This is a genomic window from Zobellella denitrificans (genome assembly GCF_002407485.1).
GTDB classification, from domain to species: Bacteria; Pseudomonadota; Gammaproteobacteria; order Enterobacterales; family Aeromonadaceae; genus Oceanimonas; species Oceanimonas denitrificans.
In genome coordinates this window covers 2,480,314-2,496,842 of sequence record NZ_CP012621.1, presented here as the reverse complement: position 1 = coordinate 2,496,842, position 16,529 = coordinate 2,480,314, and the positions used below count along the sequence as shown (strand labels likewise).

Here is a 16,529-nt window from a genome sequence, read left to right as displayed (position 1 = left end):
CCAGATAAACCCGACAGGTAAACCCAAACACATCTCGGCAAAGCTCCATACCCCGTTTAAAAACGCCGTGGCGCGTTTAAACCGGTTCGACCCAGGTCAGCGTACCGGTTACCCCCTCAACGAGCGTCCAGCGCGTTTGAGAGCGCCTTTTTGATAATGCGGGCAATGGCCCGCTCACCCTCGTTGCCAATGCCCAGGAAGGGCCGTGCCGGCACGGCCGCCGGGCCGGGGGCCATGCCCGCCTTGCCGCCGAACTGATGAATGGTGGCGTAGATCATGGCCGAGCCCGCCACGGCGTGGTTGTCGCCATACTCGGTGCTGAGCGAGCCCGCCAACAATCCCTTCATCTGCAGCAGGGGGCCGTCGTAGCCCTGGCGCTGCCGTCGCCGGCGGTGCGCCTGGCTCAATGCCGTCCAGGGCCGGCCGGTTTCCGGATCCGCCTCGTCGGCAAAGGCGTCCTCGGCCCGATCGGCCAGCACCCCGGCAATGGGCCGCATCAGATCCCGGCCCTGGCGCTGCAGCGCCTGCAGTTGGGCAAAGGCGCGGAACACCGCCTCGAACTCGTAACGTGTATCGACCCGCATGGGCCCTCCTTCTACACTGACTGTTCGCTATAATGACAGGGCGACGGGCGACCGCTGGAAATCAGACGGCGAGCCAGCGACCATAACCACCTTGCCGTGGGGACGTGATGGAGGACAGCCGGCCTCCCGCCCGCCGCTCTCTTCCCTCACCGCACCCGCTCAAAGCGCTTCTTGTCCAGGAACATTCTGGCATCACTCACCTTGAAGGCGTTCACCAGCACGTCCAGCCGTTCGGCCTGTTTCTTCAGCCGCCGTCCGGGGGTGACCGGCATCATCACAAAGGCCCCTTCCCCGGCGTATTTCACCAGCACCAGGTTGTCGTGCTTGTGGTCCCAGAACACCGCATCGGGGGCGCCGACCATGGCCGGCAGCCGGGCCAGTTCAGCCGGGCTCAGGGCAATGCCGCCCGCCTCGTGCTTGCCGCTGGCGGCGTGCAGCAGCTGCTTTTCCCCCATGGCCAGAATGCGGGCGGGCTCACCGCCCCGGGCCGCCACCGCCTGCACATCGCGCTCGCTCAAAAAGCCCAGCACCGCCACCCCGTGGCCGGGCCGGGCCTGCTTTACGACCCGCTGCAGCCAGTGGCCAAAGGCCTGGCGGCGGGCGGGGCTGTTGTTTAACTGCTGTATCAGCTGCTGCCGGAGGTCCCTGTCTTTTGTTTCTTCCAGCTTGCGGGCCACCGCCGGGTCGGTGCCAAAGGCCAGGCCGCCGGGGCTGTGGGACCAGCCCGGATCCGGGGTCATGCTGTGGTCGCCGTCGCGCCAGGTAACCACCTCGGTGAAATACTCCTCGCCGGTGCGCTTATCCACGCCCGTCTTGACCCTGTGGGTGGTGAGCTTGCCGGCGCTCGACTCCACCTTGAGCCCCCGCTCCTTCACCTGTTCGGCGCTCAGGGCCCGCACCCGGCAGCGGCACCCCCAGCCGTTGGGCGGATACAGGCTTTGCCAGATGGGGTCGTCGGCGCGGAACACCCGGCCATGCAGGGCCGCGTGGGACGGCCGGGTGCGGCTGTCGCGCACCGCCACATATTGCCAGTAGGGCCGGTCGTCGCTGTTGGCCAGTTGGCTGGCCTGGCGCCCGGCCTGATAGGCGGCGGTCAGGTTGGCCCGGTAAATGGTGCCCAGACGGTGCGGGCTGCCCAACTGCACCGCCTCGGCATTGCCGTCGCCATCCACCACCAGTTGCCGGCCCCACCAGCCCAGCTTTTTCAGCCGGGGGGTGAGGCTTTGCACAAACTCCCGCTCGGTCAGCCCCTGGGCCAGGGCGGTATCCAGCTCGCCACGGATGGTGGTGAGCACGTCCATGCGCACCGCCTTGGCCACGGTAAAGGCCCGGGCATGGGCCTCGGCCGCCGTCTCCTGCCAGTTCCAGCTTACCTGATAGCCCTTGGCCCGAAAGTAATCCACCGCCAGTCTGGGCTCCAGGCGGGCTGCATAACCCAGGTCAATGTCCGCCATTCAGCCGCCCCCAGGTGTCCGCCACAAACAGCGCCCGGCTCAGCAGCTCGGTGAGCGCCTCGTCGTTCAGGGTGGGATAGCGCCCGGCCAGTTCGGCCAGGGCCGCCTCGGGCCCCTGCTCCTGAATGGCCGCCACCAACGGCTCCAGCAGGGGCGCGGTCACCGCCTCCCATTGTGCCGGGGTAACGGCCCGCTCCAGGGCGTCCAGCGCCGGCTCGGGATCGGGCTCACCACGGGCGCTGAGCGCCGCTAGCGGCCGGGGCCCGGGCCCTGCCGTGAGCGCCGCCGTGGGCGCGGTCGCCATGGCCAGCACCGGCTCCTTGTCGTCGGCCTTGGGGATCTGCAGCTTGTCGTGGGCCCAGGCCAGCGGAATGCGCATGCCCATCTGCACCAGCCTGGGCAGGCTCTGGGCGTACTGCTCCAGGTCTTCCGGTTCGGCAATGTCGAACTCCAGCCGGGGGATGCGGCGCGGACTGCGGTAGCTCTTGCCGTTCAGGGCATAGAGCGGATAGACGATATCGCGGGTCAGGGTATTGGCCAGCTGCTTCAGGTCGGCGTCGCGCAGCTCCTGGCGTACCTCGTTGTGCACATTGCCCAGGGCGTTGGTGCTGGATTTGCCGTCCGCCTGGCTGGTGAGGGTGCCACCCAGGATCGCCTTGCTCTGGGTGCGTTCACACCAGTCCATCATCGCCATAAAGGGATCGCTGCCGCCCTCGGCCGCTTTCTGGAACTCGATGTCCATGCCCTTGGGAATAATGCCGCCGGCGTTATGGCCGATGCCCATCACCGCCCGCAGCAGGGTGAGTTTTTCCCGCTCGGTGGCGCCCTCGGGGTATTTGCCCAGGCGCAGCGGCAGGCCGTAAATTTCCAGAAACTCGGCCAGATCGCGCACGCTGTAGTTCTTGAACAAAAACGGCCAGGCCAGTACCCGCACCAGGCCACGCCGGGCCAGGTAACCGCTCTTGGCCCGCGCCTGGTGCTGCACCCAGCCAAAGGGGCGCAACGCCTCCCCCTCATAGCTGCCGTCGCGCAGGCGCAGCTCGTTGCGCCGTTCCGGGTGGGTCTGAAACCAGCTGGGGTCGCGCCAGTCGGCGCCATCGATATAATGTTCGCCCTCGGCGTAGTCCCAGCGCAGCTCCAGGCAGGCAAAGCCCTTGAGAATGGCGTCGGAGGCGTCGAAGATGGCGTCATCCAGCCAGGTGGCGGAGCGCAGCAGGGCTTCTATTTGCTCGGCGTCGTGCTGCTCTTGTGCGCTGGCCCCAGGCGGCGGCTTGATCCGCCACTCCACCCCCTGCAGCGCCAGCCGGCGTTTGCCCAGCTCACTCTGAATGTGGCCGTCTTTTTCTTCCATGTCTTCCGCCAACTCGCACTGGCGGATCAGGTCGCCCTGCTCGGCGGCACGCATCACCTCGGCCAGCCGAGGCGGAGTGAGGCCGCTGGAAGGGTGGCCGCCATAATGACGATGCAGCGCGGCGAGCTTGGCGTTGGACTCGGTTTGCTGCTCGTCCAGCTCGATATCGAACGGCTCGCCGTTGATATCCAGGATACGGGATTTAGCCATTACCAGGCTCCTCTTTCAAAACTGGGCAGGTCGGAGTCGTCGTCCTCGTCGGCGGTGCCGTGCCTGGAGGGCAGCGGTGTGTAGTCGATCTTGGTTCCGGGACTGCCAGCGGCATGTATGGCCAATCCAAGTGCCCAAAAGCGGTCGGCGTGACCGTCTGGCGAACGCTCGGCGGTAAACCTTACATTACCGGCCGCCGTGACCTGCTTCGTGACTTGCCGCAGGTCGGCACGAATGGCCGGATCGTGGGGAATGCGGATACGGCGGTCCTCCATCGCGGAGCGGATGGGGTAGGCCAGTTGCTCCTTAATCGGGCCCGTAAAATTGACGCCCTCTACCCGATAGCTGCCAAACCGGTCCTGGGCGTCATCCGCCCAGCCGGTACCAAGGCCAGTGGCATCGATACAGATGCGGTGACAGCGCTCGAACCAGGGCCACAGGATGGCTTCCTGCTCCGATTTGCGCATGTTTTGCAGGCACTCGACGTGCCGCGTGTACAGCACGTCACCCAGTTTCTCCAGTATCCACAGCACGGTAAGGTCTTTTTTACGGCCTATATCCACACCGGCAAACAGTGTGCCCCCTTCCTGCTGCTGCCAGTTGGCATCGGCGGGGTACTCGGCGGAAGCGATCAGGTCGTACTCCAGGAACGCCACATCGTCATCGGCCGGATTGCACATGTACTCCTGTTGGAACGACTCCTCGTCTGCACAGCCAGCGCGGACAAAATCAAAATACGCAGCCTCGTCCATCACCTGCCGTTCGTCATCGGCCGGCAGCATCTGTTGCAGCTTGAAAAGAAAGCCCTGCTCCAGGGCATCCTGCAGGGTTACCCGGTGCAAGCTGATGTTTTTGGGGTTGCCGTGCTCGCGCACTTCACGCACCAGCTCATTGAAAAAATTATGGCTGCCCCGGTGAGTAGAGATCACTTCCATGCTCCCGCCCCAGGTGATCCCCGGATAGGCGATGGACCAGAGTTTGCGCGGGTCGGGGTGCAGGGCGAACTCGTCGAGCACCCGGCCACCCCGTTTTCCCGCTTGGGCGTCAGGATTGGAACTCATGGAGTGAATACGCCGGCCACTGGCAAACTCCAGTACATAGGCGGATATTCTGCTGCTCTCATCTATCACGATTTGGCCCAGGTCTTTGGCGGCCATACTCATGATGCCCGCCCACATCTTGCAGTCCTCAATAAACAGCCGGGCCTGCAAATCGTCGCGGCTGCTGACCCACTGATCGCGTAGTGCGCCCTGGGCGGCGGTACGCTCGTCACAGGCATACGCGGTTGACCAGGACAACCCTATCTGGCGCGATTTTTCCATTAGCTTCAGACGACTGTCGTCCTTAATCCACGCCGACTGATACGGCAGAAAAATGCCATCAGGATTAACCGGTATACATTTGGCGTTGCCTTTGCGCTTCATCAAACTATCCCCAACGCTTCACGAATCGCCGCCTTGGTCTCTTCGGTTACGCCCCCCTGGTTGGGCATGGCTTCCAGCTTGGCGCGTTGTTCATCCAGCAGCTGTTGACGGATCTCCTTCTCCCGCCGGTGACTGCTCATGGCCGCCGCTTCCAGGCGCTGGGCGGCGAGCATGGCGTCTTTCACCATGCCGATGTCCACCTCTTCATTCGGGCTTTCGGCCTGGCGCATCATGGCCTTGAACAGCTGGGTGCGGCCGATTTCCAGGATCATGCGGCTGAGGTCGCCGGTAGGTTTGTCGCCCAGTTGCGAGACCAGGGCATTGGACACCTCCCGCAGTTCGCGCAGGTCCTTGCCAATGGATTCAATGCGGGTGGCGTAGCGGTTGAGCCCGGATCGGCTGAGCTGCATGTCTTCCGGCAGGTTGTGCTGTTCGATCAGGTCGTTGATGCCGTCGAGAATGTCCTGCTGGGTGAGCCGGCCGTCGCGCAACATGGCGTCCAGCTCCCGGCGAATGGGCTCGGGCAGCAGGTCCACCTTGGAACGCCGGCCCCGGGTGGGTTTGTCGGTCATGGCTCAGTCCCCCGCCCGGGGGCGCTTGATGCCGGGCACCCGAGCGCGGCCGGTGGCCACGTCTTCGCCCCGGCCGGTGAGGCTGGCCACGCGGGTGCCCATCACCTGCTCCAGGGTGATCAGGCCCTGCTCGGCCAGCCAGGCCAGTTGGGTACGGGTTTGATCGCGGCTGATGGGCACCGCACAGCGATTCACGCCGTCGCACAATATCGATTCGTTCAGGGCCTGACCTGCTTCCCACAACAGGCGCAGGATCACCAGCCGTTGATGCTCGGTCATCAGTTCAGCCATCGCCATTAGCTTTTCTCCTTTAATTCATTTTCCAGCAGCAAATCACTCAGCCGCTCCAGCCGGCTCAGCACCGGGCGGATTTCCTTGAGATCGCCGCGCAACTCGCTGACCTCCAGCCGCAGTGCCGCCAGTTCGTTGTGACCGGGCAAGTCCGATACCTTGGCTTCCAGATGGGCCAGTCGTTGCTGAACCGCCGTCATCTCACCATTCAGTGCCTGGGTTTCTTCCCGCTTGGCATAGGTTTTACCCAGCAGGCTCAACCCCACGGTGCCGACCAGGCTCAAGGCGGCCAGCACCGGGGGCCAGTTATTGGCGATAACGTCCCACACGAGTAGCCTCCTGCTTTTCTCGGATGTGCTGGCAGTCGACGCAGCGCACGGCATTGACCCGCGCCACCCGTTCGGGCGGGATGGCGATTCCACAGGCCAGGCAGTAGCGGCCGTGGGCATCCTGATCCGGGCGCTCCTGTGGCCGGTTACGGTGATTGGCCAACAGCCGTTCCCGCTCCTCGGCCTCCAACTGGCTGGCCCGGTCGAATATATCGCTCACCGGCTGACCCCCTTGGCGATAGCGCCCAGCACACCGGGCAGTTTCTGGCCGCTGCTTTTGGGATAGGGGGCGAAGCCGTCGAGGGTGCGCAAGCCGATATAGGCCCAGCAGGGGGCGGCCAGCAGACTCGCCACGGCGATCTCGGCTCCCTCCTCGGCCAGGCCGCCCAGGCGCGCCGCCTCCGCCGCCAGGCAATAGAGCGCGGTCAACCAGAACGAGCGCCGGGCCAGCAGCGGCCGGGTTTCGCGCACCAGCTCGTCGCTGGCCTGGTCACCGCCACGGATGGTGGCCTGGGTTTGCTCATGCTCGGCCTGCCGGTCCTGCAGCCGGGCCAGTTCCCGATCCACCTCCAGCCGCAGCGCCTCGCTCTCGGCCTGGGCATGGATGCGGGCCAGCTCTACCTGGTGCTCCGCCGGCAGCCCCTGGATGACGTTGGCCAGCGCCTTGGTTCGGTCGCCCGGGCTGATGCCCGCAACGTTGCCCACCTGTTCGGTGAGGGTGGCGATAGTGTCGGCGGTAGCCTGGGCCTTGCCGCCCAGCAGTTGGCCCACCGAGCGCAGCAGACCGGGGCCGTGTTCAGTGGCCAGCCGGGCAATGCCGGTGGCCGTGGCGATCAGGGATAGCGGTTCCATATCAGGCGGCCCTCCGCTCATGCTGGCCAACTACCTGCCAGCAGGCATCGGTCAACTCTCTTAAACGGTTGTGCCAGCCCTCGATAAACACACCCTGAGCGGGCTTGGTACGCAGAATGCGGGCATAGAGCCGGGCGCGGCGCAGATTGAGCCGGGCGATCAGCCACTCGGGGTCGGCGCCGGTAACGGCGGCGCGGGTTTTCGGGCCCACCAGGCCGTCGGGTTTAACCCCGGCCACTTCCTGCAGCAGCTTGATGGCCACCAGGTAGCCGTGCTGCACGGCGGCATCGAGTACCGCAAGCGACACGCCGTCTTGCCATTCATGGCAATGAGCCGACTTCCAATAGTCCCGGTGATAGAGAAACACCGCCCGCTCGCGGCTGAGGTTTTTAATGTCTTCATGCGGGTAGGCGCGTTTGGATATGCCGTGTTTCGTTTCGCCGCCCGGATCATTCGGGTGGATGATGTAACCGCCGTCGGGCCTGAAGCTGCCCTCGGCGGCAAGAATAAAGGTCACGCCGTGGCGAAACGCCTCGCCGTAGGCCGGATTGAATGCGAATACAGACATGACAGAGGCCACTTGGTGAACAGGTGGCCTCAGGGTAACGGGGGGAAAGACTCAGGCGGGTTTATTGCGCGTTAAAGGGGCCGAACAGGTCAGGTTGCTGCCGGGCCCGGTGCAGGGCGCGCTGCTGCCGCAAGATGGCGTAAAGATGGGGCTGACTGAGCCGGAATTTGCTGGACAACTCGTCCATGTTGCGGCCGTTGAATTCGGCCCAGATCATATCATCGCGCAGGGCGTCTTTCAGCTTGTCGCCGGTGGGCAGGTAGTAGACCCGCCCCCCCAGAAAGTGCGCCACCGCCCCGGCCTGCTTGCCGGCCATGCGCCGGGCCTGATCGGAGGCCAGCCCCTGGCGCTCCAGCTCGGCGGCCATCACGTCAATCAGCTCCGCCAGGCTCTTGGGCCATTTGCTGCCCAGCTCATCCTCCGGCAGTTGATCCATGCGGTCCAGCAGTTGCCCCAGTTGCTGGTGCTCGTCATTAAACAGCTTGCGTTGGTGCTCCATGGCACCTCCCCGTTCAGTCTCAAACATAACCTGATTATTTATCCAGCGGATCCCGAGTGCAACCCCCAAAAAAACCCGCCGAAGCGGGTTTTATCAGTTTGTGCGGCGCTGGCCTCCGCGCCTAAACGCCCAGTCAACACGGGTATAACTGGCGATATGGCCCCGTTCATTGAGCGGGGGCGGGTCACCCCGGTCGGCGATGGCCTGCACCATCTCCCGCTTGTGCCAGTTCTTCAGCGCCTCCAGCACCCGCCAGGCAAGATCGGGGGTCAACCAGCTGACATTGCCGACCCCCACCCCGTGGTTGATGACCACCGTAGTGCGCTGGCACCAGCGGTTAAGGGCGGTTTCGCTGTTGTCGCGCAGGAAGCCATCCTGGCCCATCTGTATCCACAGGCCACGTATTTTGTCGGCCTCGGCGGTGCGGGCATAGCCCGAACGGGGGCTGTATTTGCGTTTGGGCTTAAGGCGCTTGAACCCGGCCTTTTCACAGGCGGCCAGCACCTGCTCCAGCTCCTTGTCGTTCATGGCGCTGCAGCTGGCCTTGCCGGTGGCGCCCTCCAGCAGGGCACGGTAGGCGATCTCGTCCAATTTCAGCTCACGCTTGGCCACATGGATCAGCTGTATCAGGCGGTTACGCATCGGTCACCCCCAGCTTGCCGGTCTCGCGCCCGGTCATGCCGGGGTTGAGCTGTACCTGGCGGCCAGCCACAAAACCCTCACCCCGGGCATTGTCGCCCCCGCGCACGCTGCCGGCACTGCGGCCGGTGGTGGTGCCATTGGGCTTGATCACCTGCTCCTGGTAGCGCCGCATCAACACCTGCTCCCGCTCGCTCGGCACCAACTTGTCTACCGCCTGCCGCACCCCATAGCACCACCCTTCGCAGAACTGATCTGCCCGGGCGGTTTTGTTGGCCGGCTTCATCCGCTTGCTTAACCCGGCGATGTAGTCCTTGCGGGCCCGGGCCAGCTGGCGGCGCAGCACGTCGTGGCAATAACCGGCAATCTCCGCCCGCTCCGCCAGGCCGTAGAACCGTACCTGTCTGGTTGCGCTGAACAGCTCCCGGGTTATCACCGCTTCCACCCCGAACGCCTCCCGGATCAGGCTCACCAACATCAGCGACCAGCGCGGCGGCTTGTCCGAGTTGGTGGCCATGCGCACCAGGCTCTCGCCCAGGTCGGCCAGTTCCAGGGCATCGGCATCGATCTTGTGCTCGGCCATCAGCTTCTGCGCCTTGGCCAGGGCGTTGGCCGCCTCATGGGGGTTGCCCGACTGAGCCAGGGCCATCAGCTTTTTCAGCTTTTCCATCACACGCTTATTCACCGGCCACCTCCGCCATGTTTCGATACCCAATCCTCACCAGTTCCAGTCCCTCTACCCGCTTGAACTGGGCAATCATGCGCGTGGCCGAGCCCCAGGTGTCGGTCGGCATTTCCACTGCCGCATCCAGGTTGGGGAACAACCGCTTCACCTGGCGCTTGCCAAACCCCTTGGTCAGCCGCTCCTGTTCCTTACGGCTGTAAAGGGCCGAGCGCTTCACGCTCCAGAACAGCGGCACCAGCGCCACTTCCGGGTCACTGCAGGGGTGCTTCTCCGGCTCCCTGACCGCCAACAGCCAGGCACCTTTAATGGTACCGTTCAGGTAAACCCGGATAACCAGCTTGCGCTTATGATCCAGCCGGGCCTGACAGCTGATTCGGTGGCCCTGGTAAACAAACTCCACGCTGCCGCTGAAGCTGTCCCACAGCTCGGCCCGTACCGCTTCCCACTGCGCCTTAGTGATCGCCATCGTCGGCCTCCTGCGTTGCATCCAGTTCGATTAGCCCATGAGCATCCGGCAAAGGCTCTTGCCAGCGCGGGCAATGGGTGTTCAGCCATACGCGGGCTTGTTCGTCACTCATGCGCTGCTGTTTCAGATAGCCAAGCAGTTGCTGCTGGTGGTTCATGACGCCACCCCCATCTGATGCAGTTCGGCCACCAGGTCGAGCTTGAGGCGCAGGGCCTCGGTGGCCAGCTCCGGCCGGCCCGCCCCGTTAGCGGCGGGGCAAAAGTCGTCCAGCTTTTTGATGACCGATTGCTTGGCGTCCGGCGCCATGGCAATGGCCGCCTCCCCGAAGATCCGGGTGAGGTGCGTGTCTAAATTGTGTGTTTGCATGTGTTGTCTCCGCCTTGTTTGCGATAAACAGTGAACGGATGACAACCGGGGCCCTGGCTGCTCATCAGTGCCCGGCCACCACGCCGGACAGACGCCCCCACAGGGGCGTTTCGCTTAACCCACCTCGCCCTCTATCTTCCAGCGGCTGCGGCGGTTATCGGTAGCGCTGTGGGGGTATTCCTCCAGCAGCGTCACTGACCAGCGGCGGAACAGCTTGCCCGCCAGCGCTTCTACCGCTTGGGCCTGGCTGTGGGTGCAGCTGGCCTGCTGGCCGCACACCCGGTCGGTGCGAAAGCTGCCGCCGCTCTCCCTTACCGTGACCTCCAGCGCTTCCAGCCCGGCAGTGGTTTTTTCCATCGTCTCTTCCATCTTGCCCTCCCTTTCATCAGGCCACATGCTGGCGGTTGATGCCCCGCTCCACCCAGCGGCGGGCGTGGCGGCAAAAGTCGGCGCGCAGCTTGCACCACAGCAGGTTCTCCAGCTGGCAAGCCCATTGGTAGGCCTGCTCCCAGGCCTCGGCGGCCTGGTAGTAACACTGCTCCCTCTCCAGTTGCGCGGCCTGTTCGGCCAGCTTGCGATACGTGCTCATTCAGTCTTCCTCCGTGCCCAGGGGAGCCGGGGCCAGCCCGGCTATCCATTTAAGGGCGTCGAGCACGCCCTCCTCATAGGTGGCATCCGGGTAGTCGGTGCCGTTCAGGTCAATCCGCGTTTCGGCCTGGGTCAACTGGTCGGCAATGTCGCCCTCGGTCACCCTGGCCTGGAACAGCTCGTTCACCCCAGCCTCCCGCTGCACAGCAGCCACAGCCATACCAGGACTTCAAGACCGCATACCACCAGCAGACCCAGCGCCAAAAAGGCGGCAAAGTCCAAATGCTTCAGCGCTTGCTTCATATCGCACCTCACAACTTGGCCGGGTCCAGGGCGATCTGCAGGTAGCGGCCGTCGCCCTGGCGTTCGTACATGCGCACATAGGTGCTGGTGCCGTTCACCTGAATGGCGTCGGCAATGGCGTCCATGGCCTCTTTCCATTCCGGGTCGGCAATGTCCAGCTGCCGCAGGCTGAGCACTTGGTTTACATCGATGCGGCCCTGCTTGTTGACCCGGAAGGCGTGTTCAATCAGCGCCTTCAGCTCGCTGCGGGCACCGTCGCTCCAGCGGGCAATGCACTGGTCGATCAGCGCCTTGGCGGCCTGTATCCGTTCATCAAAAACCCGGTGCTCGCCCACCGCCCGCACCAGCTTGTAGCGACCGTCGAAGCTGGTCAGCGTCACGTTGCCCTTGGCGCCGCCGTACTCCACGCCGTATTCCTCGGCGGACAGGTCCACAAAGTCGGCAATCTCAGCCATGGCACCCAGCTTGAAGGCGGCCAACGCCTCCCGGTGCGCCTTGGCCTTGGTGATGATGCCCAGCACCAGGTCGTCGCGCAGTTTGTCGATGGGGGCGATCCGCTCCTCCGGCACCAGGTGGCCCATGGCGTTCTGGCGAAAACCGGCGGGAATGGTGGTATCAGTGTGTTGCATTGCTGTGCTCCTGCTGCTTTTCGTTGATATCGTTCAAGATGATGGCCATCAGCTCAGGGAGGTTTTTGGCCAGTCCCTGGGCCAATGCCCAGGCAAGGGTTTTCTGGTTTCCACCAGCCACCTGACAGGTGCCAGACAAGGCACCGTTGGCTTCGTTAATTTCTACGGTCAAAGTCACCTTGCTCATGCCGCCTCTCCTTCTGCCCAGGTCACAACACACCCACCCAGGCGAGCGGCCCATACCCGGCGGCGCAGGCCGTTTACGGTTTGGGTGATTTCCACCGCAGCTCCGGCCAGATCCGGGCAGGGCTGGTCGATTTCAATATAGGGCCGGCGCGGGGCGGCCTTTACCGCCCGGGCCATGACCCCGCGTTCCGCCAGCCAGCGCACGGCGCGGCGGGCCTGATTGTGCATTGCCACTGTTTGAGCCATGTTCAAGTCCTCTTGTATTTGCGTTGCCATAACAGGTCGTTTAAACGCTGGGCCACCTGGCGCAGCTCCCGGCGCAGCAGCTCCACGTGGCGGGCGTCGTCCCCCGCCGCCATGCGCTCGCAGTAGGCCAGTTGCTGCTCCAGCAGGTAGCGCCCTTCCTCCGCCGGCTGTACGTCAATCCGCTGGGTGGTGGCGGTGCTGGCAAGCCGGGAGTGCGGGCAGCCGGCCCGGCAGGCCCGATACAGCCGCACCCGCTGGGGGTTGCTGGCGGTAAAGGGCCGCTTCTGGTTCTCTTCGCATTCGTGCACCGGCAGCCGTCCCAGCACCGGGCATTGCACGCAGCGATCCAGGTACGCGCCCTCCACCTTGGTGCGCAGGGTGTCCAGGTTGCCGCCATAGGTGCCCTTGAGGGCCTGGTTCACCATGGCGGCGCTGACACCCAGCTCCTCCGCCACCTTGCGCTGGGATGACTGGCTCACCCGCTCCCTGAGTGCGTCCAACCATTGTTCGCTCATAATTCCTCCCGATAGGGGTACAGCTGCTGCCGCGACGGCACATAGACCCCGCCCGGCTTCACCTGCGGCGGCTCGGTCCCCGAGTCCAGATTCAGCCGGTACAGCACCCGCCCCTCTTCGCGGTTCACCACCCGCAGCAGCCGGCTGCGCTCCAGGGCCCGCAGGTAGCGGCGGGTGGTGATCTCCGAGGCGCGGGCGGTGGCGGCCACCTCGGCCACGGTGAACATCCGCAGGATGCGCACGCTGTTCCAGATCCGCTGGTGCACTAGGGGCTGCTTGCGCGGTTGCTTGCGCTTGAACAGCGGCAGGGGGCTGGCATCCAGCAGGCGGTAGCGGTGGCTGAGCGCACCACGCCCCTGCCACACCCGCTCCAGCCGGCCCGCCTTGTTGAGCAAGGCGAGGAAGATGCGGGCGTTTTCGCTGTTCATACCCACCGCCTGGGCCACCTGTTCGGCGCTAAAGTCGTGTTCCCGGGCATGGCACAGGCAGAGGAACTGCCAGGCCAGTCGACGTTTTCCCATGCTCACATCACGCCTCACCGGTTGTTCTTGAACGGCTGGCTACCCCAGTGCGCCAGGGTGACGCAGTCCAGTTCGTTGGCCTTGGCCAGACGCTCGATCTTGTCCAGGCCGATGGCAATGGTGCGCATTTCGCCCTTGGCCTGGCGGCGCAGTTCGTCCAGCAGGTCCACGTCTATGCCGATGCCGTCATCGAGCATGGCGTCGGCGGCGATTTGCACGTCTTCCAGGTCGGCGGGCTTGAACTCCACCCACTCGCTGATGCGGTTGAAGAACTGGCGACGGGTGCTGATGCGCCGGGCGATCTGATCCATGCCAATCAGCACCACCGGCACCTCGGTGCAGTCGTACAGGTCGCGCACGGTTTCCAGCAGCTTGACGTCATCCATCAGGTAGTCGGCCTCGTCGATAAACAGCGGCCGCTCGTACATGCTCATGTGCTCCAGGATGTAGTCCACCATGCGGGCGGTGCGGGCCATGGGCTGGGCGCCCAGTTCCCCCATCACCCGGCCCAGCAGGCTGCTGGGGGTGTCGGCCGACAGGGCCCGTACATAGATGCCGTTCACCTGGTTGAACAGGTAGGTCACGGCGGTGGTCTTGCCGTAGCCGGTTTCCCCGTGGATAAGCCCTATACCGGGCACCCCCAGGGAGCGGTTGCACAGGTTGTCAAACGCGTCTTGCGCGGCCACCACGTTTTTCACTGGCGCTACTACGTTTTTCATCACATACTCCTTTCTTCTTGGTTTTGGTTGACCCGTCCGGGTCGGCTATTGGCGGGGCGTTAGCGGCTCTCACCCCAGCTTGCGCCCCGCCATCATTTCTTCTATCCGCTTGGCCCCCAGCACGTTGCGCCGCTTGTAGTCCTCCAGCCAGGCGGTTTCCTTGGCCGTCAGTTCACGCTCCAGCGACTGCTGGGCCAGTTGCCGGGCCTTGTCGTGCTCGTTGCGGATCAGCAGCCCCTGCTGTTGCTGTACTTCTTCCTGGCGCTGTTCAATCGCCTCGCGCTTAAGCGCCAGGTGGGCCAGTTCGGCCTCGGAATAGCGGTTTTCCTCCGGGTTTTTCAGCCGGCTGGCCACGTCGCCCAGGGCGCGGATGGCATCAACGCCATGCTCCCGGCTGCCGGTGGGCAGTTCGGCCAATTTTTTGGCCTGCTCGGTAAAGTGATCCACCACGTCCTGATGCAGATGCTCCACGCCAAAGGTCTTGGCCAGGTTCTGCATCTCTCGGCGAAAGCCGCGCAGGACCTTGGCGTCTTCCTTCTTCTTGGTGCGGTACTGCTCGGGATTGATGTCCCGGCCCAGCAGGTTGGTGTCCACCACCTCCACCCGTTCTTCCCAGCTGCCCTTGCGGTACACGAAGGCGCGTCCCACGTCGGCCGGATCCTGAAACACCTGCACCCGCTGGCCTTTCCAGTTGTGCTCCAGCAGTTCGGGTGCGGTGTAGCGCAGCCCGCCCAACTTGATAAAGCCCTTGAGCACGGTGGCCTCGCCCACGAAGTTCAGCAGTACGTCCAGCGCGTCGGCGTCTTCTATCACCCTGGGTTGGTAGCGACTTTCGCGGTACACCTCGTCCGGGCAGCGGCCGTTCATGCCGTCACCCTCGTGGGGCTGGCGGTGGTAATAGGCGTCCACCCAATCGTCCAGCAGTTGCTGCAGCTCGGCCTGGGTCATGCGCAGATCGAACCCGTCCTTTTCATGCTCGGGCTTTCGCTTTTCTTCCAGCCGCTTGGCGAACTCCTTGCGCGCCTCTATCACCTCCCGATCCGCCACGTTGTGGCCGATATAGCCCGGCAGCAGCTCGATAAGCCCGTGGCTGAGGGTGTGGAAGAACCGCTCGATAAAGGGCTTTTCCCAGCCGCTGTAGGCATTGGCCCGGCTGATCTCCAGCCCCAGCAGGCTGCAGATGGCGGTGGTGCGCTTGGATACATAGTCGGAACCGTTGTCGGTACGCACCAGGCCGCCTTCGTTCACCGAGCCCCAACTGAGCAGGGTCTTGCGCAACAGCAGGCAGATGCCTTCCGAACTGGAGGTGGGCGAGACCAAGAGCCGCACCCGGCGGGTGTAGGCGTCGATCACCGCGATGATGCTGTGCCGGCCTTCCTTGAGCATTGCGTCCACCGGGGTGGAGTCAAACTCCCACACGTCGTTGGGGGCACTCACCCAGGGGTACATCCGTTCCACCGCGGTGCGGTATTTGTCGTTGTACTTCTTGGGGTTGGTGGCAAAGGTGAAGGCCGCCTCGTGCTCCTTGAGCCAGCCGGTCAGCCAGCGCCGCAGGCTGGAGGCACTGGGCACCTCCCAGGCCAGGCCGTTCTTGGCCACGTAAATGTCCAGCAGCCGGTGCAACTGATTCCACTTGTTGGCCAGGTGCGGCTTGGCGGTAACCAACGCCTTGAGGAAGTCGGCCATGTCCGGGTTTTCGGCCACCTTGTGCTGGCGTTCGTTGCGATAGCGCCCGGCCAGCGCGGCCATGCCCTCGGTTTCCAGGGTTTTGCTCCAGCGGCGCAGGCTGGCGAACGACACCGACTGCACCAGGGCGTAAACCTCGGCAGGCAAGCTCAGCTCGCGCCGGTTGTAGGCATCCACAAAAGCCTGCTCGCCTTTCACCCGTTGCCGCACTTCGGCATAGGGGGCGCAAAAGCGCTCCAGCGCCTGCACTATGGTGGCCCGGGCTTCCGCTCGCTCCCGCTTGTGCGGGGCCATGGTCACCAGTTGGCGGATGCCATTGGCCATCGCCCGCCGATCCGGCTGGCCGGTGGCCAGCCTGGCCATGGCGCGTCCGGCCGCAACGGCGGGGGCATTACTCTTGGCAATGGCTTCCGCTTCCCGCTTGGCCAGGGCCTGGCGGGTTTCCAGCGGCAGGCTGGAAAGGTGGTATTCCAGGCCCTTGGTGCCGGCCCGCTTTTGACTTTGCCACCCGTCTTTTTCTGCTCGGCTGCGAACTCGCCTGTCGGTTGACGGCATGCCGTCAATACCGGCTAGCTCTTGCGCTGAGAACCATTCCTTACTCATGCTCGCCTCCCATCAGATCGCAGCCGATGGTCTCGGACAGCTCCTGAATAATGGCCTTGGCATGTGGCCGCTTGGGATGCCGTCCGGTATCCGGTGCGAACATTTGGATGCAGTGCAGAACGGTGCGGGGGTGGTAGCCATGCGCCAAGGCCCATGACCGGCAGGTCATCCCCTGGGCTCTAAGAGCCGCATGGATATGGTTGGCATTGTCTATCTTCATGACGTATCACCGTGTTAGTATTT

General features: G+C 64.2%; 27 protein-coding genes and 1 other RNA gene. All 28 read right to left on the bottom strand.

All coding sequences use genetic code 11. The annotated features are described in order from the left end of the window. Positions 1 to 116: 116 nt before the first annotated feature. A complete protein-coding gene (locus AN401_RS11875; RefSeq protein ID WP_096779478.1) occupies positions 117 to 584 on the bottom strand; it encodes a phage virion morphogenesis protein in 468 nt (155 codons plus the stop codon). Between the two features lie 146 nt (positions 585 to 730). Then, positions 731 to 2,038: a phage minor head protein gene (locus AN401_RS11870; RefSeq protein WP_096779477.1), complete on the bottom strand. Its 1,308-nt coding sequence runs from the start codon at positions 2,036 to 2,038 to the stop codon at positions 731 to 733. Continuing rightward, complete coding sequence (locus AN401_RS11865; RefSeq protein ID WP_096779476.1) at positions 2,025 to 3,599, bottom strand: DUF935 domain-containing protein; 1,575 nt, start codon at positions 3,597 to 3,599, stop codon at positions 2,025 to 2,027. The genes AN401_RS11870 and AN401_RS11865 overlap by 14 nt, the downstream gene beginning before the upstream one ends. Beyond that, positions 3,599 to 5,023 (bottom strand): phage terminase large subunit family protein, encoded by a 1,425-nt coding sequence (locus AN401_RS11860; RefSeq protein WP_096779475.1) that lies wholly within the window; start codon positions 5,021 to 5,023, stop codon positions 3,599 to 3,601. The genes AN401_RS11865 and AN401_RS11860 overlap by 1 nt, the downstream gene beginning before the upstream one ends. Further along, entirely contained in the window at positions 5,023 to 5,595 is a 573-nt protein-coding gene (locus tag AN401_RS11855) for a DUF3486 family protein (RefSeq protein ID WP_096779474.1), read from the bottom strand. Before AN401_RS11855 ends, AN401_RS11860 begins: the two co-directional genes overlap by 1 nt. 3 nt (positions 5,596 to 5,598) lie before the next feature. Further along, complete coding sequence (locus AN401_RS11850) at positions 5,599 to 5,892, bottom strand: VpaChn25_0724 family phage protein (protein WP_096779473.1); 294 nt, start codon at positions 5,890 to 5,892, stop codon at positions 5,599 to 5,601. Then, a complete protein-coding gene (locus AN401_RS11845; protein ID WP_096779411.1) occupies positions 5,892 to 6,215 on the bottom strand; it encodes a DUF2730 family protein in 324 nt (107 codons plus the stop codon). The genes AN401_RS11850 and AN401_RS11845 overlap by 1 nt, the downstream gene beginning before the upstream one ends. Further along, on the bottom strand, positions 6,193 to 6,435 hold the full coding sequence (locus AN401_RS11840; protein WP_096779472.1) for a TraR/DksA C4-type zinc finger protein: 243 nt from the start codon (positions 6,433 to 6,435) through the stop codon (positions 6,193 to 6,195). The genes AN401_RS11845 and AN401_RS11840 overlap by 23 nt, the downstream gene beginning before the upstream one ends. Next, the gene (locus tag AN401_RS11835; RefSeq protein WP_096779471.1) at positions 6,432 to 7,067 is read right to left on the bottom strand and encodes a hypothetical protein; all 636 of its coding nucleotides are present in this window, start codon (positions 7,065 to 7,067) and stop codon (positions 6,432 to 6,434) included. The genes AN401_RS11840 and AN401_RS11835 overlap by 4 nt, the downstream gene beginning before the upstream one ends. A 1-nt stretch (position 7,068) precedes the next feature. Then, positions 7,069 to 7,635, bottom strand: coding sequence for a glycoside hydrolase family 108 protein (locus tag AN401_RS11830; RefSeq protein ID WP_096779414.1), 567 nt, complete (start codon positions 7,633 to 7,635; stop codon positions 7,069 to 7,071). Between the two features lie 61 nt (positions 7,636 to 7,696). Then, positions 7,697 to 8,134, bottom strand: a complete 438-nt coding sequence (locus AN401_RS11825; protein ID WP_096779470.1) for a Mor transcription activator family protein — start codon at positions 8,132 to 8,134, stop codon at positions 7,697 to 7,699. Positions 8,135 to 8,227: 93 nt separating this feature from the next. Beyond that, positions 8,228 to 8,776 (bottom strand): gp16 family protein, encoded by a 549-nt coding sequence (locus AN401_RS11820; RefSeq protein ID WP_096779469.1) that lies wholly within the window; start codon positions 8,774 to 8,776, stop codon positions 8,228 to 8,230. Beyond that, entirely contained in the window at positions 8,769 to 9,458 is a 690-nt protein-coding gene (locus AN401_RS11815; RefSeq protein ID WP_157772242.1) for a DUF2786 domain-containing protein, read from the bottom strand. The genes AN401_RS11820 and AN401_RS11815 overlap by 8 nt, the downstream gene beginning before the upstream one ends. Then, on the bottom strand, positions 9,451 to 9,924 hold the full coding sequence (locus AN401_RS11810; RefSeq protein ID WP_096779417.1) for a hypothetical protein: 474 nt from the start codon (positions 9,922 to 9,924) through the stop codon (positions 9,451 to 9,453). The genes AN401_RS11815 and AN401_RS11810 overlap by 8 nt, the downstream gene beginning before the upstream one ends. Then, positions 9,911 to 10,081 carry a hypothetical protein gene (locus AN401_RS19805; RefSeq protein ID WP_157772244.1) on the bottom strand — a complete coding sequence of 57 codons (171 nt, stop codon included), beginning with the start codon at positions 10,079 to 10,081 and terminating at the stop codon, positions 9,911 to 9,913. Before AN401_RS19805 ends, AN401_RS11810 begins: the two co-directional genes overlap by 14 nt. Continuing rightward, positions 10,078 to 10,290 (bottom strand): hypothetical protein, encoded by a 213-nt coding sequence (locus tag AN401_RS11805; RefSeq protein ID WP_096779418.1) that lies wholly within the window; start codon positions 10,288 to 10,290, stop codon positions 10,078 to 10,080. The genes AN401_RS19805 and AN401_RS11805 overlap by 4 nt, the downstream gene beginning before the upstream one ends. A 51-nt stretch (positions 10,291 to 10,341) precedes the next feature. Further along, an RNA gene (locus AN401_RS11800) (hammerhead ribozyme type II) lies at positions 10,342 to 10,406 on the bottom strand. Next, positions 10,405 to 10,647: a hypothetical protein gene (locus AN401_RS11795; RefSeq protein ID WP_096779419.1), complete on the bottom strand. Its 243-nt coding sequence runs from the start codon at positions 10,645 to 10,647 to the stop codon at positions 10,405 to 10,407. The genes AN401_RS11800 and AN401_RS11795 overlap by 2 nt, the downstream gene beginning before the upstream one ends. Positions 10,648 to 10,675: 28 nt before the next feature. Further along, positions 10,676 to 10,879 (bottom strand): ANR family transcriptional regulator, encoded by a 204-nt coding sequence (locus tag AN401_RS11790; protein ID WP_096779420.1) that lies wholly within the window; start codon positions 10,877 to 10,879, stop codon positions 10,676 to 10,678. Next, on the bottom strand, positions 10,880 to 11,065 hold the full coding sequence (locus AN401_RS11785) for a hypothetical protein (RefSeq protein ID WP_096779421.1): 186 nt from the start codon (positions 11,063 to 11,065) through the stop codon (positions 10,880 to 10,882). A gap of 124 nt (positions 11,066 to 11,189) precedes the next feature. Then, positions 11,190 to 11,810: a DUF3164 family protein gene (locus AN401_RS11780; protein WP_096779422.1), complete on the bottom strand. Its 621-nt coding sequence runs from the start codon at positions 11,808 to 11,810 to the stop codon at positions 11,190 to 11,192. Further along, positions 11,797 to 11,997, bottom strand: coding sequence for a hypothetical protein (locus tag AN401_RS11775; RefSeq protein ID WP_096779423.1), 201 nt, complete (start codon positions 11,995 to 11,997; stop codon positions 11,797 to 11,799). Before AN401_RS11775 ends, AN401_RS11780 begins: the two co-directional genes overlap by 14 nt. Continuing rightward, a complete protein-coding gene (locus AN401_RS11770; protein ID WP_157772246.1) occupies positions 11,994 to 12,242 on the bottom strand; it encodes a hypothetical protein in 249 nt (82 codons plus the stop codon). Before AN401_RS11770 ends, AN401_RS11775 begins: the two co-directional genes overlap by 4 nt. A gap of 2 nt (positions 12,243 to 12,244) precedes the next feature. Beyond that, on the bottom strand, positions 12,245 to 12,757 hold the full coding sequence (locus tag AN401_RS11765; protein WP_096779425.1) for a hypothetical protein: 513 nt from the start codon (positions 12,755 to 12,757) through the stop codon (positions 12,245 to 12,247). Next, the gene (locus AN401_RS11760; protein ID WP_096779426.1) at positions 12,754 to 13,278 is read right to left on the bottom strand and encodes a hypothetical protein; all 525 of its coding nucleotides are present in this window, start codon (positions 13,276 to 13,278) and stop codon (positions 12,754 to 12,756) included. Before AN401_RS11760 ends, AN401_RS11765 begins: the two co-directional genes overlap by 4 nt. Positions 13,279 to 13,292: 14 nt before the next feature. Beyond that, complete coding sequence (locus AN401_RS11755) at positions 13,293 to 13,997, bottom strand: AAA family ATPase (protein ID WP_096779427.1); 705 nt, start codon at positions 13,995 to 13,997, stop codon at positions 13,293 to 13,295. Between the two features lie 69 nt (positions 13,998 to 14,066). Continuing rightward, on the bottom strand, positions 14,067 to 16,286 hold the full coding sequence (locus tag AN401_RS11750) for a DNA-binding protein (protein ID WP_096779428.1): 2,220 nt from the start codon (positions 16,284 to 16,286) through the stop codon (positions 14,067 to 14,069). Continuing rightward, positions 16,279 to 16,506, bottom strand: a complete 228-nt coding sequence (locus tag AN401_RS11745) for a helix-turn-helix domain-containing protein (RefSeq protein ID WP_096779429.1) — start codon at positions 16,504 to 16,506, stop codon at positions 16,279 to 16,281. The genes AN401_RS11750 and AN401_RS11745 overlap by 8 nt, the downstream gene beginning before the upstream one ends. Positions 16,507 to 16,529 lie beyond the last annotated feature (23 nt).

Excerpts from the sequence above, each read along its gene's own strand:
- AN401_RS11875 (WP_096779478.1), bottom strand. The coding sequence starts at position 584 with ATGCGGGTCGATACACGTTACGAGTTCGAGGCGGTGTTCCGCGCCTTT.
- AN401_RS11870 (WP_096779477.1), bottom strand. The coding sequence starts at position 2,038 with ATGGCGGACATTGACCTGGGTTATGCAGCCCGCCTGGAGCCCAGACTG.
- AN401_RS11865 (WP_096779476.1), bottom strand. The coding sequence starts at position 3,599 with ATGGCTAAATCCCGTATCCTGGATATCAACGGCGAGCCGTTCGATATC.
- AN401_RS11860 (WP_096779475.1), bottom strand. The coding sequence starts at position 5,023 with ATGAAGCGCAAAGGCAACGCCAAATGTATACCGGTTAATCCTGATGGC.
- AN401_RS11855 (WP_096779474.1), bottom strand. The coding sequence starts at position 5,595 with ATGACCGACAAACCCACCCGGGGCCGGCGTTCCAAGGTGGACCTGCTG.
- AN401_RS11850 (WP_096779473.1), bottom strand. The coding sequence starts at position 5,892 with ATGGCGATGGCTGAACTGATGACCGAGCATCAACGGCTGGTGATCCTG.
- AN401_RS11835 (WP_096779471.1), bottom strand. The coding sequence starts at position 7,067 with ATGGAACCGCTATCCCTGATCGCCACGGCCACCGGCATTGCCCGGCTG.
- AN401_RS11830 (WP_096779414.1), bottom strand. The coding sequence starts at position 7,635 with ATGTCTGTATTCGCATTCAATCCGGCCTACGGCGAGGCGTTTCGCCAC.
- AN401_RS11825 (WP_096779470.1), bottom strand. The coding sequence starts at position 8,134 with ATGGAGCACCAACGCAAGCTGTTTAATGACGAGCACCAGCAACTGGGG.
- AN401_RS11820 (WP_096779469.1), bottom strand. The coding sequence starts at position 8,776 with ATGCGTAACCGCCTGATACAGCTGATCCATGTGGCCAAGCGTGAGCTG.
- AN401_RS11810 (WP_096779417.1), bottom strand. The coding sequence starts at position 9,924 with ATGGCGATCACTAAGGCGCAGTGGGAAGCGGTACGGGCCGAGCTGTGG.
- AN401_RS19805 (WP_157772244.1), bottom strand. The coding sequence starts at position 10,081 with ATGAACCACCAGCAGCAACTGCTTGGCTATCTGAAACAGCAGCGCATG.
- AN401_RS11805 (WP_096779418.1), bottom strand. The coding sequence starts at position 10,290 with ATGCAAACACACAATTTAGACACGCACCTCACCCGGATCTTCGGGGAG.
- AN401_RS11795 (WP_096779419.1), bottom strand. The coding sequence starts at position 10,647 with ATGGAAAAAACCACTGCCGGGCTGGAAGCGCTGGAGGTCACGGTAAGG.
- AN401_RS11790 (WP_096779420.1), bottom strand. The coding sequence starts at position 10,879 with ATGAGCACGTATCGCAAGCTGGCCGAACAGGCCGCGCAACTGGAGAGG.
- AN401_RS11780 (WP_096779422.1), bottom strand. The coding sequence starts at position 11,810 with ATGCAACACACTGATACCACCATTCCCGCCGGTTTTCGCCAGAACGCC.
- AN401_RS11775 (WP_096779423.1), bottom strand. The coding sequence starts at position 11,997 with ATGAGCAAGGTGACTTTGACCGTAGAAATTAACGAAGCCAACGGTGCC.
- AN401_RS11770 (WP_157772246.1), bottom strand. The coding sequence starts at position 12,242 with ATGGCTCAAACAGTGGCAATGCACAATCAGGCCCGCCGCGCCGTGCGC.
- AN401_RS11765 (WP_096779425.1), bottom strand. The coding sequence starts at position 12,757 with ATGAGCGAACAATGGTTGGACGCACTCAGGGAGCGGGTGAGCCAGTCA.
- AN401_RS11760 (WP_096779426.1), bottom strand. The coding sequence starts at position 13,278 with ATGGGAAAACGTCGACTGGCCTGGCAGTTCCTCTGCCTGTGCCATGCC.
- AN401_RS11755 (WP_096779427.1), bottom strand. The coding sequence starts at position 13,997 with ATGAAAAACGTAGTAGCGCCAGTGAAAAACGTGGTGGCCGCGCAAGAC.
- AN401_RS11750 (WP_096779428.1), bottom strand. The coding sequence starts at position 16,286 with ATGAGTAAGGAATGGTTCTCAGCGCAAGAGCTAGCCGGTATTGACGGC.
- AN401_RS11745 (WP_096779429.1), bottom strand. The coding sequence starts at position 16,506 with ATGAAGATAGACAATGCCAACCATATCCATGCGGCTCTTAGAGCCCAG.